General features: G+C 74.6%; 10 protein-coding genes. 2 read left to right on the forward strand and 8 right to left on the reverse strand.

What is annotated here, in order from left to right; translation table 11 throughout:
- Positions 1–168 precede the first annotated feature (168 nt).
- Complete coding sequence (locus tag ABT342_RS32100; protein WP_351581629.1) at positions 169–1,887, reverse strand: aminotransferase-like domain-containing protein; 1,719 nt, start codon at positions 1,885–1,887, stop codon at positions 169–171.
- Between the two features lie 158 nt (positions 1,888–2,045).
- Between ABT342_RS32100 and ABT342_RS32105 the strand changes: the two genes are divergently transcribed.
- On the forward strand, positions 2,046–3,704 hold the full coding sequence (locus ABT342_RS32105; RefSeq protein WP_351581631.1) for a SpoIIE family protein phosphatase: 1,659 nt from the start codon (positions 2,046–2,048) through the stop codon (positions 3,702–3,704).
- Positions 3,705–3,896: 192 nt separating this feature from the next.
- Here the strand turns inward: ABT342_RS32105 and ABT342_RS32110 are convergent, their stop codons facing one another.
- Positions 3,897–6,044 (reverse strand): SpoIIE family protein phosphatase, encoded by a 2,148-nt coding sequence (locus tag ABT342_RS32110; protein WP_351581633.1) that lies wholly within the window; start codon positions 6,042–6,044, stop codon positions 3,897–3,899.
- A 22-nt stretch (positions 6,045–6,066) separates the two neighbouring features.
- Positions 6,067–7,434, reverse strand: a complete 1,368-nt coding sequence (locus ABT342_RS32115) for a DUF6777 domain-containing protein (RefSeq protein WP_351581635.1) — start codon at positions 7,432–7,434, stop codon at positions 6,067–6,069.
- A 121-nt stretch (positions 7,435–7,555) separates the two neighbouring features.
- Here ABT342_RS32115 and ABT342_RS32120 point away from each other — a divergent pair, with 121 nt between their 5' ends.
- The gene (locus tag ABT342_RS32120; RefSeq protein ID WP_351581637.1) at positions 7,556–8,860 is read left to right on the forward strand and encodes a streptophobe family protein; all 1,305 of its coding nucleotides are present in this window, start codon (positions 7,556–7,558) and stop codon (positions 8,858–8,860) included.
- 43 nt (positions 8,861–8,903) lie between these two features.
- On the opposite strand, the gene ABT342_RS32125 is transcribed toward ABT342_RS32120, so the two are convergent.
- Genes ABT342_RS32125 through ABT342_RS32145 form a run of 5 tightly spaced genes read right to left on the reverse strand, consistent with a single transcriptional unit; the run spans position 8,904 to position 18,495 of the window.
- Positions 8,904–9,866 (reverse strand): serine/threonine-protein kinase, encoded by a 963-nt coding sequence (locus tag ABT342_RS32125; RefSeq protein WP_351581639.1) that lies wholly within the window; start codon positions 9,864–9,866, stop codon positions 8,904–8,906.
- On the reverse strand, positions 9,863–10,435 hold the full coding sequence (locus ABT342_RS32130) for an SH3 domain-containing protein (protein ID WP_351581641.1): 573 nt from the start codon (positions 10,433–10,435) through the stop codon (positions 9,863–9,865). Before ABT342_RS32130 ends, ABT342_RS32125 begins: the two co-directional genes overlap by 4 nt.
- Before the next feature lie 15 nt (positions 10,436–10,450).
- Positions 10,451–13,675 carry an FHA domain-containing protein gene (locus ABT342_RS32135; RefSeq protein ID WP_351581643.1) on the reverse strand — a complete coding sequence of 1,075 codons (3,225 nt, stop codon included), beginning with the start codon at positions 13,673–13,675 and terminating at the stop codon, positions 10,451–10,453.
- A 57-nt stretch (positions 13,676–13,732) separates the two neighbouring features.
- Positions 13,733–16,861 (reverse strand): S41 family peptidase, encoded by a 3,129-nt coding sequence (locus ABT342_RS32140; protein ID WP_351581645.1) that lies wholly within the window; start codon positions 16,859–16,861, stop codon positions 13,733–13,735.
- Between the two features lie 29 nt (positions 16,862–16,890).
- Complete coding sequence (locus tag ABT342_RS32145; protein WP_351581647.1) at positions 16,891–18,495, reverse strand: nitroreductase family protein; 1,605 nt, start codon at positions 18,493–18,495, stop codon at positions 16,891–16,893.
- Positions 18,496–18,503 lie beyond the last annotated feature (8 nt).

Consider the following 18,503-nt stretch of genomic DNA (forward strand, 5'->3'; position numbering starts at 1 on the left):
GGGGTCGAACGCCTCCCGGGGGCGGGGGCCGGACGCTGCCCCGCGGCCCGGAGCGGGGGCCGAACGCTTCCCGGGGGCGGGGGGGCCGAACGCTTCCCGACCGGGGCGGAGCCCGAATTCTGCCCCGCGGCCGGGAGCAGGGACCGAGAGATTCCCCCGTGGCCGAGGTCAGTGCCGCAGCAGCGCCCGGAGCGCCTCGCCGATCGCGGCGACCCCTTCGGCGATGGCCGACGGCGAGCTGACGGCGTATCCGAGGACGAGGCCCGGGCGCCCCGGCCGCAGCCGGTGCCAGGAGAGCGGCTGCACCTTCACCCCGCGTGCGAGCACCGCCGCGGCGAGCTCGGCGTCGGAGAACTCCGCGTCGAAGGTGATCATCAGGTGCAGTCCGGCCGCCGCGCCGTGCACCACGGCGTCCGGGAGATACGTTCCGATCGCCTCGATCATGGCGTCGCGGCGGCGTCGGTGTCGCCGGCGGATCAGCCGCAACTGGCGCTCCATGTCGCCGGATTCCATCAGCCGGGCCAGCACGAGCTGCGGCAACATGGGATTGCCGAGGTCGGCGAAGCGTTTGGCCTCGACAAGGGCTTCCCGGTAGCCGGGCGGGGCCAGGACCCAGCCGGTGCGCAGTGCCGGGGCGAGGAGCTTGGACACGCTGCCCACGTACAGGACGCGATCCGGCAGCATGGACCGCAGCGCGGGCACGGGAGGCCGGTCGTAGCGGTGCTCCGCGTCGTAGTCGTCCTCGATGATCAGCCCGCCACGGCCACCGCCGGGGCCGTCGGCGTCGTCGCCGCCGGCCCAGCGCATGAGCTCGCGGCGCCGGGCGCCCCCGAGCACCACGCCCGTCGGGAACTGGTGGGCCGGTGTCAGCAGGACGGCCGGGGCCGCGGTGGCGCGCAGCGCGTCGACGCGTACGCCCTCGGGGTCGACGGGGACCGGCGGGGTGGCGAGCCCCCAGTGGCGCAGATGCTGCCGGACCCCGAGCGAGCCGGGATCCTCCACCGCCACGCGCGTGATCCCTGCCCCATGGAACACCCGCCCGATGAGGCCGAGCGCCTGCGCGGTGCCCGCGACGATCAGCACCTCGTCCGGGTCCGTCCGGATGCCCCGGTAGCGGGCCAGCCAGTGGGCGACGGCCACCCTCAGCTCGGGCGTGCCGCGCGGATCTCCGTACCCGAACCCCGACGCCGGAAGCCCGGCCAGCACGGACCGCTCCGCCCGCAGCCAGGCCGCCCGCGGGAACGCGGCGAGCTCCGGCACGCCGGGCGACAGGTCGATCCGCGCCTCCGCCGCCCGTACGGCCTCGAACACCGTGCTCCCCGGCTCCCCGGCGAACGGTCCACCGGCGCCGGACGGCAGCGAAGGCGCGGACTGCGCGGACCCGTCGGGCATGACCGGCCCGCCCCGGGGATCGCCCCCGGGACGCACCTCCGCCGCGCCGACGGTCATCCGGCCGTGCGGCCCGGCGGCAACGGTCCCGCCGCCCGGCGACGAAGCCGCGGCGGACCCCACGGGATCGGGCGCACCGGCCGGCTCGTCCGACCCCACGCGACCGGGCCCCCCGGGCCCACGCGCATCCGGGCCGCCGGGGAACAGGGGGGCCGCCAGCACGATCGTGCCGGTACGGCCGTGGCCCGTGACGTGGCCGTCTTCCGTCAGGCGGCGGTAGGCCTCGGTGACGACGCCGCGCGAGACGCGCAGCTCCGCCGCCAGGACGCGGGTCGCGGGGAGCCGGCCGCCGACCGGGAGGCGGCCGTCCGCGATCGCGCGGCGGAGGCGGGCCGCCAGCCAGGTGGAGATTCCGCCCGCCGGGGCCTCGCTCACGTCCAGCTGGAGGAAGTCGGATCCCGCGGCGTCGGCGGCGGGCGTTATGGTCCGGTCATCCATGACCATGATGGGCACCCTTCACCGGACCATTGTCCCATCGACAGCCCACGTGATAGGGCTGAGCCGGTCGTGGGCAGATCATTTCCCTCAGCTGATGCGTTCGGAGAGGCTGTGGAGCAAGCTGGGGTCACCGCCCCGTGAGGGGAGAAGGTGATCGTGTGGCTGCCGATCGTCGGGACCGGCTCCAGGGCCGTCGCGCACTCCGCACGCCGGAGGCCGACGGCCCCGGCACGTGGAGTCTCGAAGACGCCCTGCGGGGCGCCTCGGCCGGGATAGCCGTCCTCGGCACGGACCTCCGCTACCTCTTCGCCAACTCCGCGTACTGCAGGATCACCGGTGAAGCGCCGGCGGGACTCGTGGGCCGGCCCCCGAGCGACCGGGCGGGGCAGTACATCGGTCCGGCCTCACTTCCTGGCGAGGTGCTCGACGACGGGGTCCCGCGCAGCCATGTGACCGGCCCCGGCTCCAGTAGCCGGTGCACCTGTGTCCGGCTGGAGAACCGGGGAACCGTGACCGGCGTCCTGTGCATCGTGGTCGAGACCTCCGTCCCCGAACTGTACGAAGAGCTGGAGCTGGCGCGGGCCCGCCTCGCCGCGGCGGACGAGGCCGTCGAGCGGATCGGGACCACCCTCGACGAGGGGGCCACCTGCTACGAGCTCGCGGAGTTCCTCGGCTCCCGGCTCGCGGACGCCGTGGCCGTCGACCTGCTGCCCGCCCCGCCCCCCGGCGGCTCCCCGAAGGCGCTCGCCGCACCGGCCGCGATGCGCCGCGCCGCCGTGGCCGGGCCCGTGCGCCTGCTCGGCGACGACGCGGACCGCCGCCACCCCGCGCCGTCGGCCGTGGCCAGAGCCGTCGCGACCGGGCTGCCCGCCACCGAGCACGGCGCCGGCGCCGTGGTGCTCGCCGTACCGCTGGCGCCCCCGGGCGGCCGCGGCCGCCTTCTCGGAGTGGTCCTGCTGGCCCGTACGCACTCCGCGTTCACCGCGAACGACACCCGCATCGCCCAGCACGCGGCGCGCCGCGCGGCCGTCGGCATCGCGCACGCCCGCGAGTTCGCGGCGGAGCAGCACATGGCCGTCGAGCTGCAGCGCGCGCTGCTGACGGAGCCCGGCAAGCCACACCCCAACCTGGAGCTGGCCACCCGCTATCTGCCGTCGGGCACCAGCAGTCTGGTCGGCGGCGACTGGTTCGAGACGGTACGCCTCCACTACGGGCGGACCCTGCTCGTCATGGGGGACGTCATGGGCCACGGGGTCGAGGCGGCGGTCGAGATGAACACGTACCGCGCGATGCTGCGCGATGTCGCCGCCGCCGATCTGCCCCCGCACCGGGTGCTGCGGCAGCTCGACCTCGCCATCGCCGACACCAGCGCGCGGCCCGCTACGTGTCTGCTCGTCCGCATGGACCCGGCCCGCTCGCTCGCCTCCTTCTCCAGCGCCGGGCACCTGCCACCCGTCGTCTTCGCCCGGGACGGGACCGCCGAGCTGATCGACGTGCCCGCGGGACCACCGCTCGGCACGGGCTTCGGCGGCTACGAACTCGTCACCCGCGAGCTCACCACCGACGACACGCTCCTCCTCTACACGGACGGGCTCGTCGAGCGCCGCGGCGAGGACATCGACGCCTCGCTGGCGCGGCTGACACGAGTGCGACTGCCGCCGGGTACGGCGGTGGAAGGGCTGGCCGACGAGGTCCTGCGGGTCCTCGACGCGGACGCGGCGGAGGACGACGTCGCGCTGCTGGCGGCGCGCATCCGCAGCCGTCGACGTGCGGACCACGTGGCGGAGGAACACCCGGTACCGGGGCGGCAGGACTGACGTCGCGGGACAGCTGGGGCTCGGTCCACCCTGGTCCGGGGGCGCGGAGCGTTACGGGGACGGCTGGGCTCCGTCCACCCGGGTCCGGGGGCGGAGCCCCGTTACGGGGACTCCGTCCACCCGGCACCGTCGCCGTCGCCGTCGCCGTCGCCGTCGGCAATGAAGGCGCAGGAGGGCCGGGGAGGGGCCCCGTTACGGGACGGCTGGGCTCGATTCCTCCGCCCTCGTCGGCGACGCAGGCGCAGGCGTCCCCGCCCGCAGGATCAGCAGCGCCACGTCGTCCCCCCGCGCGTGCGACCGTTCCGTGTGCCGGACCAGGCTGTCCGCCAGGTCCTCCAGCGGCAGGCCGCCGACGTCGGCGAGGTGGGCCCCGAGGTCGGCCAGGGCCTCGTCGAAGTCGGTGTCGGGGGCTTCGACGAGGCCGTCGGTGTACAGGACGAGGAGAGAGCCGGGCGGCAGGGGCACCTCGGTGGCGGGGTACTCGGAGTCGGGGTCGACGCCGAGGAGCGCGCCGCCCCGGACGTCGAGGACGTGGACGGAGCCGTCGGGTTCGCGCAGCAGCGGGTGCGGATGGCCGGCGCGGGCGACCAGGGCCCGCCCGTGCTCGGTGTCGAGCTGGACGTACACGCAGCTGACGAAGAGTTCGGCACCGAGGTCGAACAGCAGCCGGTTGGTGCTCGCCATGACCTCGCCCGGCCCCTCGCCGACCGCCGTGAACGCGCGGACGGCGGTGCGGACCTGCCCCATCAGCCCGGCGGCCGTCACATTGTGGCCCTGTACGTCCCCGACGACGGCCGCCGCCCCCGTGCCTTCGCCGCGCACGAGGTCGTAGAAGTCACCGCCGATCTCCATGCCCCGGGTGGCGGGCAGATAGCGGGCGGCCCGCTCCAGGCCCGGCAGTTGCGGCAGGGAGTGCGGCATCAGCGCGGCCTGGAGCCCGTGCGCGAGCAGGTGCTTGGCGTCGTACAGCCGGGCCCGCTCCAGGGCCTGCGCGATGAGGCTGCCGAGACTGGTGAGTACCGCGCGGTCGTCGGGCGAGAAGCGGTGGGGCTCCGCGTAGCCGAGTACGCAGGTGCCGACGGGGCGGCCGGAGGCGATCAGCGGCAGATAGGCCCAGGCCGCCATCCCGTCGCGGGTGGTCTGGCGGGCGGGATAGACCTGTTCCAGTTCGCGGAGGGACTCGAAGAACGACGGGACTCCGGTGGCCAGCGCCTGCGCTCCCGGTGTCTGCGCGGTCAGCGGCATCCCGTGGAACCGCTCCACGATCCCCGGGTCGTCGTAGCCGCGGTGGCCGAGGACGTTCAGCCGGCCTCCCTCCGCGCCGAGGATCACCAGCGTCTGGCAGCCGACGGCGGGCATGAACTCGGCCGCGACCAGCTCGATCACGTCGTCGACGCCGATGGCCTGCGTCAGGCCGCCGGCCAGGGAGAGGACGTGGGAGATGACGAAGAGCCGGGCGGGCGTGGGCTCGTCGGACCGGCGGTCGGACCGGCGGTCGGACCGGCGGTCCGTCCTGGCGGGATTGACGCGCACGGTGATGCCGGTCGTGCTCGGGTGCAGCCTGAAGGACAGCCAGTCACGGGGCGGGCGCAGCGCCACGAACGAGGTCGGCTGCTGGCTGATCAGGGCGGCGCGATAGCGGTCCTCGTACACCGGGTCGTTCAGCCACGGCAGCACGCCCCACAGCTGTCTGCCGACCAGTCGGCGCCGGTCCAGGCCGAGCAGCCCGGCGGCGGCCTGGTTGGCGAAGGTGATCCGGCCGTTGAGGTCGAGGGCGCACAGGCCCTCCGGGACACGGCTCACCATCTCCACCGCCTCGACCGCGCTCAACGAGCCCGTGAGGGTGGAGTCGCCCAGCACATCGGGCTCGGCGCGGGCGGGGCGGCCCAGTTCGGCCGCCCGCTCCAGTCGCAGCGCGAGGCGGTCGCAGGCCGCGCCGAGGTGTTCGCGTTCCCAGTCGGAGAGTTCCGGCGGATGGGAGCCGGGCCAGAGCACGAACACCGCTCCGTGCATGGTGTCGCCGCTCGCCACGGGCAGCGCGGCGAGCGAGAACGGGTACGGCAGGACCACCGCGATGCGGGGATAGCGGGCGGCCATCTCCTCCTCGCCGCCGACCCAGACGAGCCGGCGCTCGCGCACCGCGTCGGCGACGGGGACGGGCGCGTTGATGCCGACGCGTTCCCAGGGAGCGGCGAACGCCCTCGGCAGCCCGGCCATCACGGCCATCTCCAGCGCCTTCCCGTCGGAGGCGAGCAGGTACACCCCGCCGCCGTGGGCGTGGACCTCGTCCATCATCCCGGCCAGCGCGAGTGAGAGGAGCGGCTGCTGGCCCTCGGTCATCACCGGCCCACCTCTTCCTGACTCAGGGCGCCGGGGCGGGCGAGGGGGGCTCGGGCGAAAGCGGTGCGGGCTGATCCGGATCCCGTTTCTGGTTCTCGTCCTGGTCCTGGTCCTGGTTCTGGTTCTGGTCCTGGTTCTGGTTCTGGTTCTGATCCTTCTGGGGATCCTCCTCGGGCTTCTTCTCCGGCTCGTTCTCGGGCTGCTTGTCCGGCTGGTCCTCGGGCTGCTTGTCCGGCTGCTTTTCGGGCGGCTTCTCCGGTTGCTGATCCGGCTGGTTCTCGGGCTCCGGCTTTTGTTCCGGTTGTTCCGGTTGCTCCGGCTGCGACGGCGAGTTCGTGGGCGGGGTCGTGGGCGGTCCGGTGGTCGTGCCGGCCGGGGGGTGTGCCGGCGGCGGAGCCGGTTTGTCGGCCGCGCCGGTGTCGCCGCGTTCGCGCGCGAACCACTTGTCGTTGTCGGGGTCGTACACGACGAAGGTCTTCACGGCCTTGGGCGCGGGGGCGACGACCACGACATCGGCCGGCCGGTATCCGCTCCAGGGCTCGCCGGTGTGCTTGGGGGTGCCCCGGACCGCGACGGGAGGCCGCAGCGGGTTGCCGCACGCACAGCGCACCCGTGGCACTCCGTGCTCGTCGACGAGCACGGCCGTACCGGACTGGAGGACGGCCTGGTAGGCGACCGGAGCGCCGTCGGTGTAGCGGTGGTTGGTGACACGGGTGGCCATGCGCAGCTGAACGGGGGTCAGGGAGCGCAGATAGGCGGGGACGGCGGACGCCTCGATGTCCAGCGCGGCGGCGAAGGCCCGGTTCTTCTCCGGCTCCGCGGACAGGAAGCGGACCTGTTTCTCGATGTCGCAGCTGGCCACCTTGCGGGTGCCGCCGTACAGCCCGGCGGCCGAGCCGGCCACGCTGCGTGTGACGTTGGCGCCCGTGGGGGCTGGGGTCGGCAGGGTCGCGGGCGGCCGTGCGGCGGTGTCGTTCGCGGAGGACCTGGTGAAGGGGGCCGGTCCGGCCGTGCCGGCGGGCTGGAGGAAGACCTCGCCCGCGGCGGTGGGCGTGCCGTCGGGGCGGGTGAGGACGAGGGTGAGGGTGACCGCGGCGGCGACGGCGGCGGTGATCGCGGCGACCGCCGGGACGGAGCGGTACCAGGGTCTCCCGGTCCCGCCGTCGGGCGCTCCGCCCGACGGTTCGGAAGGGGGTCCGGGAGGAGGGCCGGAGGGAGGACCCGCGGGTGGTCCGGAAGGAGGGCCTGCGGGAGGACCGGACGGCGGCGGGGGCGGCGCCGACTCCCCGCCCGCATCCGTACCCCTGTCCGGGCCCGCATTCCTCTCCCGGCCCGAGAGCGGGCCCGAGGGAGGGCCTGTGGGCCGGCCCGGCGGTGGTTGGTCACTCACGGATGCTTCCTCCTGTCCCCCTTGCCCCCAATTGTGTGCCCCGCTCGTGTACGGCCCGCAAGCCGACGCGGTCGGACCTCCCGGCGCGCGGACAGGCATCGCCGCTGCTTACCGTGGGCGCGTGAGCCGGCACCGAACGACCACCCGGGGCGATGCCGCCCACACGGTCCGCGACTGGCGCGACGCGCTGGCGGCGGTCCTCGCGGGACTCGTTTCCATGATCGTCGTGGCCGCGCTCGGACTGTGGGCGGCGGGCGCCACCGGCGTCCCCGAGAACGCCTTCCCCCGCCTCGTCGCCGCCGTCGTCGTGATGGCGGCGGGCGGCTCCGTGGAGCTGGCGGGTGACGCCGGTGTCATCGCCGAGTCGCAGGCGCAGCTCACCGTGCTGCCGTTGTCGGTGAGCCTCGTGGGTGCGCTGGTGACCGCCGGGCTGGTCCTGCGCCCGCTGCGGCACCGCGCCGTGGCCGGGACGGGCGAGCTGATCGGCCGGTTCGTGCGGCTCGCGGTGCTGTGGCTGGCGGCGCTGGCCGCTCTCGCCGGGCTCGCCCGGCACAGTTTCGAGATCCCGCTCGGTGAGGACTCCCTGGTGGGTGACATCACCGACTTCCTCGACGCGTCGCCGGAGGCCGGATTCGCGGCGGACGTGGGGCTCACGCTCGTCCTCGGCCTGCTCTGGCTGATCGGCGTCGTCGTCGTGGCGCTGCTCGTCTCCCGGCGGGCCCCGCTGCCCGCCCGTCTGGTGCGCTTCCAGGAGTCGGTACGCCCGGCCGCGTTCGCCATGGTCGCGCTGCTGCTCACGTACGTCGGCATCGGCCTCGTCGTCGGCATCGTCGTCGCCGCGACGCAGGGCCACGCCGGCCGGACGTTCGCGGTGATCCTCCTCGGCCTGCCGAACGTCGTCTGGCTCGCTCTCACGCTCGGCCTCGGCGCCACCTGGGAGGGCAGGGTGGAGGGACCGTTCGGGCTGCCGATGCCGCGGGTGCTCGACGAGGTCCTGCGTACTCCCGACGGGGCGACACCCGACGGGGCGACACCCGGCGGGGCGACACTCAACCTCTCCACACTCGCCGAGCGGGACGGGCGGGCGTGGTGGCTGCTGGTGGTGGCCGCGGTGCTGGTGCTCGGGGCCGCGTTCGCCATGGCCGTACGCTCCCCCGCGCGGGTGCGGCCGTGGCGGCATGCCCTGCACATGGGCGTCGCGCTGGCCCTGACGATGCTGGTGGTCTGCCTGCTCACCCGCCTCACGGCCCGTTACGGTCTGTCGCTCATCGGCATCGGTGACGTCGAGGCCCTGGGCGGCGAGGTGTATCTGCACCCCCATCTGTGGGGGGCGGTGGGGCTCGGGCTGGGGTGGGGGCTGGTCGCCGGGCTGATCGGATCGCTGCTCGCGACGCCGGTGCGGCGGCGGGGAGAGGTACGGGGGTAGGAGCCCGGCTGTCGTGGTCCGGGAGCGGCGCCGGGCGGAGCGCCTACGCGAACCCCCGGAACACCGGCCTCGCCCACCGCGGCGGCAGCGGCACCGGCTCCACCACCGGCAGGTCCACCAGGGTCGGCGGGTGGCCACCGGGGCGGCCCTCGCCCCCCGGTCCGCCCGCCGCCACGCGCAGCGCGGAGACGAAGCGCAGACAGCTGTCGTAGCGCTCGTCGGGCGACTTGGCGAGCGCCTTCGCCAGGACGGCGTCGAGCGCGGGCGGCAGCCCGGGGCGCACCTGCGACAGCGGGGGCGGCGGATCGTACTGGTGCGCCCAGAGCAGCGCCAGGTCGTCGTCGCGCCGGAACGGCGGCGCTCCGGCGAGGGCCTCGTACACGACACAGGCGAGGCTGTAGACGTCGCAGCGCCCGTCGACCGGACGGCCGCCGATCTGTTCCGGGGCCACGTAGTCGAGGGTGCCGACGAACTGCCCGACCGTGGTGAAGCCGGTCAGGGACAGGGACTTCTTCGTCAGGCCGAAATCGGTCAGGTAGACGTGTTCGGGGTGATCGCTGTCCGTGCCCTCGGCGACCAGGATGTTGGCGGGTTTGACGTCCCGGTGCACCAGGTCGTGCGCGTGCGCGGCGTCGAGCGCGGACGCGACCTGGGAGGCGATACGGGCGGTGTCCGGCACGGACAGGGGCCCGGTGCGGTCGAGGAGGGCGCGCAGGTCCTGGCCGGGGACGTACCGCATGGCGATGTAGAGGATGCCGTCGGTCTCCCCGGCCTCGAAGACCGGGACGATGTGCGGGTGGTCGATGGCGGCGGCGACCCGCGACTCATGGGTGAAGCGGCGGCGGAAGGTGTCGTTGCGGGCGAGTTCGGGAGCCAGGAGCTTGAGTGCGACCGTACGGTCCAGGCGCAGGTCACGGGCCCTGTAGACGACGGCCATGCCGCCGCGGCCGATCTCGCTCTCGACGCGGTATCCGGCGATCCGTTTCCCGATCACCGACCCGTTCACACGCCCCCGCCCCCCTCCACCGGCCCTGCTCTCGTCGCTCGCTCCGCCCGCTCCGCCCGCTCCGCTTCGGGAGGCGATCCGGCCGCGTACGTCGACAGCCGCGTGCCGTCGCAGTACAGCCACCGCTCGTGCTCGGCGTCGTACAGCCACACCGCCTCACCGTCCACGACGATGCCCATCCGCAGGCCCCGCGTACGTCCGCGGAAGGTCTCGCCGTCCGCGCGGCCCGCGGCGAGGGACTCCGCCGCGAGCCGGTACCGGTCGAGGACCTCCTCCGCGCGGGCGAGGAACGGGCGCGGGTCCTCCGCGCGGGCGAGCGGCGCTCCCGCGAGCGGCGGGGACTGCGGTACGGCGACGAGGAGCCGGCCGTCGACCCAGGCGGACCAGCCGTTGGCGCACCGGACCCGGCCCCAGTCGCCGCGCCGGTCCACCAGCTCCACCGGCAGGAAGGGGTCGAGCGGGGCGCTGGGGCGGCCGGTGTCCGGGGACTCCCAGGTGGGCAGGCCGGCACCGGGGACGACGTGCGTCGGGCGGAACCCGGGAGCGGTGGCGGCGGCGACGGTGGTCACAACGGCACCCGCCCGCTACTTCCGCATGACCGCGGGCTCATGGCGCCGCAGCAGCAGGGTGACGGCGTAGCCGAGCACGGCGCACAGGACCAGCATCATCCCCATGTTGATCAGCCACGTCCCGGTCTCGTGCGCGAACATCGGGTCCGTGGTGAGCCGTCCCGGCACGATGCGGGCGAGGTCGAGGGTCCCGGCCATCGCCCCGAGTGCCCACCGGGACGGCACCAGCCACGCCAGCTGTTCGATGCCCACCACGCCGTGCAGCTTGAGCAGCGCGCCGCAGAAGACGACCTGGACGATGGCGAGGAGCACCAGCAGCGGCATGGTGACCTCCTCCTTGCTGACCAGCGCGGAGACGAGCAGGCCCAGCATCATCGCGGTGAAGGACAGCAGGGCGACGGCGAGGGTGATCTCGACGAGCGGGGGCATCAGGACGCCTCTGCCGTCCGGTGCGCCCAGGTCGACGCCGAGGAGTCCGACGAGGGTGAGGACGACGGCCTGGACGACCGTGACCAGGCCGAGCACCACCACCTTGGACATCAGGTAGGCGGATCTGGAGAGCCCGACGGCGCGCTCGCGCCGGTAGATGACGCGTTCCTTGACGAGCTCCCGGACGGCGTTCGCCGCGCCCGTGAGGACGCCGCCGACGCACAGGATGAGCAGGGCGTTGATCGCGGTCTCGTGGGTGAGCCTGCTGCCGGCCAGTGCCCGGACCATCGCGCCCATGACGAAGGGCAGCGCGACCATGATGACGAGGAAGGTGCGGTCGGCGCTCAGCGCGGCGGTGTAGCGCCGCACGAGGGTGCGCAGTTGGGCGCCCCAGCTCTGGGACTTGGGCGGGGGCTGTGTGAAGCCCCGGGGCTCCCGGTCTCGGGCGAGTGCCGGCTGGGCGCTGGAGGCGACGTACCGACGGTGGTACGGGGACGCCCGGTACTCGCCGGCCCAGTCGCGGTCCCGGTCGTTCTCGAACGCCTCGAAGGCCTCGGGCCATTGCCTGTAGCCGAAGAAGGCGAGCGTGTCGGCGGGCGGGCCGAAGTAGGCGATCCGGCCGCCGGGCGCGAGGACGAGGAGCCGGTCGCAGACGTCCAGGCTGAGCACGCTGTGGGTGACGACGATGACGGTACGGCCGTCGTCGGCGAGGCCGCGGAGCATGTGCATGACCGAGCGGTCCATGCCGGGGTCGAGTCCGGAGGTCGGCTCGTCGAGGAAGAGCAGCGACGGCTTCGTCAGCAGCTCCAGTGCGACGCTGACGCGTTTGCGCTGGCCGCCGGAGAGACTGTGGACGGGCTGGTCGGCGCGCTCCTCCAGGCCGAGTTCGTGGATGACCTCCTCGACCCTGGCCTCGCGTTCGGTCCGCGCGGTGTCCTCGGGGAAGCGCAGTTCGGCGGCGTACCCGAGGGCCCGGCGGACGGTGAGCTGGAGGTGCAGGATGTCGTCCTGCGGTACGAGTCCGATGCGGCGGCGCAGCTCGGCGTAGTCGCGGTAGAGGTCCCGGCCGTCGTAGAGGACAGTGCCGTGGTCGGCGGGGCGCAGTCCGGTGAGCGCGCCGAGGAGGGTGGACTTCCCGGCGCCGCTGGGGCCGACGACGGCGAGCAGGCACTTCTCGCCGACCGGGAACGAGACGTGGTCGAGGAGGATCTTGCGGCCGCCGTCAACGGACACGGCGAGGTCCTGGACGTCGAGCGACACCTCGCCGGAGTCGACGAACTCCTGGAGCTCGTCGCCCACGAGGCAGAAGGCGGAGTGCCCGATGCCGACGATGTCCCCGGCGGTGACCGTGGCGTGCTCGACGCGCCGGCCGTTGAGGTACGTGCCGTTGTGGCTGCCGATGTCGACGATCTCGTACGTACCGTCCGCGTGCGCGCGCAGTTCGGCGTGCCGCCGCGAGACGACGAGGTCGTCGAGGACGAGGTCGCTGTCGGGGGCGCGCCCGATACGGACGGTCCGGGTGGGCAGCGGGCGCACGTGCGTGGGCTCCCGGAACGTCCCGGTCGCGGCGGGCACGGAGACGGCGGCCGGCCGCTCCTCGTACGCGCCCGGAACGGACTCGGGCCCGGTCCGGGGCGCCCGCCGGGGCCGGACGCTGAACCAGTCACTGACCCGGGCACCGGGCCCGGACGGCCCCGAGGCCCCCGGCTCGGGCGGCCCCTCGGTCCCCGGCGCGTGCCCCGGCCCGGCTCCGGCCGCGCTCCCGGTCCCCGCCTCCGGCCTCGGCCGGGCAGCGAACCAGTCACTGACACCGCCACCGGCTCTACGCCCGCGTGCCAACCACTTTTCCGATCTGCGCTCAGGTCCGGGCCGGGGCTCGGCCTCGTCCTCGAGCTCGGATACAGGTCCGGGTCCGCGTGCGGGCCCCGATCCGAGCTCGGACTCAGGTTCGGGTCCTGCTCCGGGATCGTGGGCGGGTCCGGACTCGGGTACAGGAACGGGTTCGAATCCGGGTCCGTGTGCGGGTCCGAGTCCGGACTCGGGCTCGGGCTCGGGCTCCGATACAGGCCCTGGTGCGAGCCCGGGTCCTGCTCCGGGTTCGCCCGCGAATCCGGGTTCGGGCCTGGGTACGAATCCGGCTGCAGGCTCCTCCTCGGGAACTGGTCCGGGCCCGGGGCCCGGTCCGAGCGCGGGCTCGGGCAGGCGTTCGGCCTCGGATCCTTGTCGGCCCCTCAACAGCTCGGCCTCGTCGTCCATGCCGGATCCGGCACCGGCGCCTGCCCCCGCATCGGGTTCGGGCACCGGCCCGGGGCGGCGCTCGGGACCGGGACCGGGGCGGGGTTCGGGGCCGGGGCCGCGCTCCGGGCCAGGGCCGCGCTCGGCAGGGCGCTCCGCAGCGGGACCGCGCTCCGTGCCGGGGCCGAGGTCCGAACCCACCTCGCCGGGGCCGCGCTCCGCCTCCGCGGGGGCGAGGGCGGGCTCGGGGCCCGGGCGGTCCGTCAGGACCGCGCGGGGGCCGTCGGCGGGGTTGCCGAAGCGGAGGACGCTGCCCGGGCCGATCCACCCCTCACGGACGCGGCGCCCTTCGGCGAACGTACCGTTCGTGCTGTTCTCGTCCTCCAGCCGCCACTGGCCCGCCTCCGTGCGCAGCACCGCGTGGTGCCAGGACACCCGGGCGTCCTCCAGCACGATGTCGCTCAGGGGGTCCCGCCCGACGTGGTACTCGCGGTCCGGGCTCATCAGCGTCGAGCCCCCGTCGAATTCGAGGACGAGCTCGGGCGCGGTCGGCGCGACGGGACGGCGCTCTCCCATGACCCGATTTTAACTTTTGGGTCAGTGTGCCGCCGCATGGGTGGAAATGGGCACTGGTCACCAGTCGCGCGGCGGAGCCGTGGCCGCCGGACGCTCGGCGAGGAGCTTCAGGGCGCTGCGGACCGCCTCGTCCAGCTGGGGGTCGCGGCCCCCGGCCCAGTCCTGCGGCGCGGGCTCCACCTCGATGTCCGGCTGTATGCCCCGGTTCTCCAGGCTCCAGCCGCCGGCCTCGAACCAGGTGGCGAAGCGCGGCAGGATCAGCCCGGTACCGTCCACCAGCGAGTGCTGCCACTCGATGCTGGTGAAACCGCCCCAGGTGCGGGTGCCGATGACCGGCCCAAGATCCATGTGCCGTACGGCCAGGGCCATGATGTCGCCGTCCGAGCCGGTGAACTCGTCCGCGATGAGCACCATCGGGCCTCGGGGGGCGACGTTGGGGTAGGCGTGGCCCCAGCCGTTCCTGGCCACCCGCCAGCCGAAGACGCGCTGGGAGAACAGTTCGAGGACCTTCTCGGACAGCTCTCCGCCCGCGTTCTCGCGGATGTCCAGCACCAGTCCGTCCCGGACGATCTCCGCCCGCAGATCGCGGTGCAGCTGGGCCCAGCCGGTCTCCCGGAGGTCCGGCAGGTGCAGATAGCCGAGGCGGCCGTCCGAGGAGCGGTGCACGTGCTCGCGCCGGCCCGCCACCCACGCGTGGTAGCGAAGGGTCCGTTCCTCCGCGAGCGGTGTCACGGTCACCCGTCGCGGCACGTCGGCGTCGGACCGGACGGTCAGTTCCACCGGGCGTCCCGCCGTCCCCGTGAGCAGGAGGCCGGGGCCCGCTTCCGGGTCCACGCGGACGCCGTCGACGGCCAGCAGCACGTCGCCGGGACGCACCCCCACGCCGGGGGCCGCGAGCGGGGAGCGGCCTGACGGGGCCGACACCTCGCCGCGCGGAATCCCGGTGACGCGCCACTCCCCGCCGGCGCCCCGCTCCAGGTCGGCGCCGAGGTACCCCTGCGCGGCGGCGGGGTCCGTCTCCCGTGGTCTCGGCACGACGTTGGCGTGCGACATGCCCAGCTCGCCGTGCACCTCCCAGAGCAGGTCGGTGAAGTCGTCGTGACCGCCCAGCCGATCCACCAGGGGCCGGTACCGGCGCAGGACGCCGTCCCAGTCGGCCCCGCCCTGGTCGGAGCGCGCGCAGACGTCCCGCAGCAGCCGCCCGTCCTCCTCGTAGGCCTGCCGCCACTCCGCCGCCGGGTGCACGACCGCGCGGACGCGGTCGAGGTCCACCTCGGCCGCGTCCCCCGGCACCGTCGCCGAGAGGACCGCCATGGCGCCGGTGTGGTCCCGCAGGACGACGCGCGTGCCGTCGCCGGCGACCTCGTAGTCGCGTACGCCGTGACGCAGTTCGACGCGCCGCCGGCCGGCGAGGTCCCAGCCCTCCAGAACCGCGTGCCGGTCCTGCGAGGCGGGCGGCGGCGCGGGTTGGCGGATCCACAGCACCCCGTTCGCCGTGGCCCGCAGTGCCCGGTACGTGCCCGCCTCGACGGGGAACGGTTCGGCGCGGTCCGACAGCCCCTCCGGGTCGACGACGACGTCGGTGACGCGGGCCGTCTCGGCGCGTCCCCCGAACGGTGAGGGGGTGTCCGCCGCGAGCGGGAGCAGGTGGGGCTGTGCCCCGCCGACGAAGGCCATACCGAAGTCGTGCGTCTGGTGCACGGGGGCGAAGACCCGCTCGGAGAGGAAGGCCAGGTGGCGCCCGTCGGCGGTGAACGCGGGCGAGTAGTCGCGAAAGCGCATCGGCGTGGCCTCGACGAGCCGCCCGTCGCGCAGGCGCGCCAGCCGCAACTGGCGCATCCGTTCCGGTCCGGGATGGGACCAGGCGAGCCATCCGGAGTCCGGCGAGAAGGTGAGCCCGGTGACCTCGCCCGCCTCGCTCCTGTCGATCTCGGTGACCCGTCCCGACGCCACGTCGATCAGCAGCACGCCTCCGTGGAGTTCGGCGACCGCGAGGGTGGCGCCATCGGGCGACGCCGCCAGTTCCAGTACGCGGCTGATCCGGCCCGAGCCCAGCCGGAGCGGCTCCCCCGCCCCCGCGCCCGGCGGCCCGTGGACCTCGACGCACTCCTCGCCGCCCGCGTCCGACACCCAGGCGACGCGGCCCGATTCCCCGAGGACGCGCGGCAGCCGGCGCCGTACGCCCGGCTCGGCTTCCAGTACCCGCACGGGGCCGTCCTCGTGGGGCAGCCAGTAGGTGGCGCCGCGTACCTCGACGACGCTCGCCCGTCCCGACCTGTCCGGTCCGTAGCCGCCCATGTTCCGGTCGGCGGGCACCCGGTGGGGGGTGCGCGCCGTGCGGGGGCCGCCGAGGCGTACGGCGAGGCGTTCGGGTGCGGTGTCCGGTGTCAGGCCGGACAGCAGCCATACGTCACCGGCGCACTGGTAGACGACGCGGGCGCCGTCCGTCGTGGCGTTGCGGGCGTAGAAGTCGTGCCGGGTGTGGGGCCGCAGGTCCTCGCCGCCGGGCAGGCTCGACCACAGCCGGCCGGAGCCGTCGTGGTCGGAGAGAAACGCGACCCGCCCGCCCACCCACAGCGGGCACTCGATGTTGCCGTCGAGTCCACGGTGGAGGCGCCCGAACGCGCCCTCCCCCACGGTGTCGATCCACAACCGTCCGGCCGTGCCGCCCCGGTAGCGCTTCCAGTACATCGCCTCCGTGAACGTGGGCGTCTGCAGCAGCACCCCGCCGCCCGGCCCCTGCGTCAGCCCGCCCACCGGGCCGTACGGCAGCCTCCGGGGCGGCCGGCCGTCCGTCGGCACGGCCCAGGCCCATGGCCTGCGGGCAGTGGGTTCTCCCGCCGCGGTGATGACGAGCACATCTCCTTCGGGGGTCCAGCCCGTCACCCGGGTGCGCCGGTCTCCCCAGTAGGTCAGTCTGCGTGCCGCACCACCGCCGGCCGGGGCGAGGTGCACCTCGGGCGCCCCGTCCCGGGTCGAGGTCCACGCGATCCACTGTCCGTCGGGGCTGATCCGCGGATGGCTCACGGGGACCCGGTCGGCGCTCAGCCGCCGGGCGCGTCCGCCGCCCGCGTCGCAGGTCCATACGTCGTCCTCGGCGACGAACGTCAGCAGGCCGCCGCTGATGTGCGGGAAGCGCAGGTACGCTCCGCCTTCGAGCGGTTCAACGGGTCGGGCGGCGGTCAAGAAGGCTCCTGAGTACGTGGTGGGGGCTCTCAGCGCAGCCGGCCGTCGAGGGCGGCCGCGCCTGCCTGGGGATGTCCGAGGAAGAGGTACACCTGGCTGCGACGGCCCTTCCCGGGCAGTCCCAGCGCCTCGTCCAGCGCCACCGCGTCGAGTCCGAGGACGATTCCGGAGGCGAGGCCCAGCGCCGTCGCCGCCAGGTGGGCCCGCTGGACGACGGCGCCCGCCTCGACGTTCGCCGCCCGGTAGGCGCGCGGGCCGTAGGTGGAGACCGCCTGCTCCGGGTGCCAGTCGAGCACGAGCATCGCGGCGGCGTGGCTGACGGCGTAGTTGTCCATGCCGTAGAGCTCCTGCGTGACGGCGGACAGGCCGTCACCGGGGGCGCGGGTGAGCGTGTGGCGGTCGCCGCCGTGGTAGGCGTACAGAGCCGGTTCGAGTCCCGTGACTCTGCGCGCCACCACGTGGATCCCCGTCAGTCCCACGGGTTCGCCGTTCGCCGACGGCGCCGGGTCGGTGGTCAGCGCTTCGTGGATGACCGCGCCGAGCAGGTCGGCCTCCAGGGGCCGGGCGCCGTCGAAACGGCCGAAGGCCGATGTGCGACGGGCCAGGGTCTCGGCGGCGCGACCGGCGAGCAGCGGATGTGCCCGGCGGGGCAGCGGCACGTGGCGGGTGCTGTCGGAGGGGTCCGTCATCCGCGATGTGTGCGCGGGAGCGGCCACCGGCGCCGTCACCGGCGCGTCGGCGGTCGCCCTGAGGACGGCGCGGGCCAGCGGGAAGTCCCGTACGGTGCGCGAGCGTTCGTGGTGCGGCGGCCGTGCGGCCCCGGGCACCGGGGCGGTCGGTGCCGTCCACCGCCGCGAGGTGCCCCACGGCAGGGGAAGGACTGCGTGGACCGATTCCTGGTCGGGGTCCAGCCCGAGGAGCCCGTTCAGGGCGCTCTCGTCGAACCACAGGCGGCGGTGGTGCGCGATGTCCCGGTCGCGGCAGAGCAGTCCCCATGAGCCCGTGAAGGCGCCCAGGTCCAGGGTCGCCAGGTGATAGGCGAGGTTGTGGTACTTGAAGGAGTTCTTCCACAGCCGCACGGTGCACAGCAGGAACTGGTCGCCGAGGTCCGCCGCCCCGGGGCCGAGTGCCGCGTGGACCGTCGCGGTCGGGTCCTGCGAGGAGAGCCGCTCCATGGCGTGCAGCCCGGTGGCGTAGTGGTAGATCCCGGCGGGGACTGGCGCCGAGGGGCCCGCGGACCAGTACACCTCCAGCGGGTAGGTCCCGCCGCCGGACGCGCTGCCCCTGCCCCAGCGGGCCGAGCGGGGCGAGGTCATCTCCTCGACGGCGGTGTCCCAGTCCACGTGGCAGCGCCGGGCGGCGATACCGATCGCGGCCTGGAGGTCGGCCGCGAGCTCGTCGAGTCCGAGGACGCCCTGGCCCGTTCCGGTCCGCATCGCGCGGTCTGCGGGGAAGGGCGGCGCGAGGTCCGCCGGGAAGGGCAGGGCGATGCGTTCGGCGCCCGGGTGGTGGGTGTGCGGGAGCGGGCGGTCCGCCCAGTCGGGGGTGAACCCCGGTGGCTGCATGGGCTGCCGCACGCGTTGGTGCACGGCGTCGACGTAGTCGAGCGTCACCTGCTCGGCGTCGCTTCTCATCGTCCGGC

It is taken from the genome of Streptomyces sp. NPDC000410 (genome assembly GCF_040300305.1).
GTDB lineage: Bacteria > Actinomycetota > Actinomycetes > Streptomycetales > Streptomycetaceae > Streptomyces.

Excerpts from the sequence above, each read along its gene's own strand:
- ABT342_RS32110 (WP_351581633.1), bottom strand. The coding sequence starts at position 6,044 with ATGACCGAGGGCCAGCAGCCGCTCCTCTCACTCGCGCTGGCCGGGATG.
- ABT342_RS32100 (WP_351581629.1), bottom strand. The coding sequence starts at position 1,887 with ATGGATGACCGGACCATAACGCCCGCCGCCGACGCCGCGGGATCCGAC.
- ABT342_RS32145 (WP_351581647.1), bottom strand. The coding sequence starts at position 18,495 with ATGAGAAGCGACGCCGAGCAGGTGACGCTCGACTACGTCGACGCCGTG.
- ABT342_RS32135 (WP_351581643.1), bottom strand. The coding sequence starts at position 13,675 with ATGGGAGAGCGCCGTCCCGTCGCGCCGACCGCGCCCGAGCTCGTCCTC.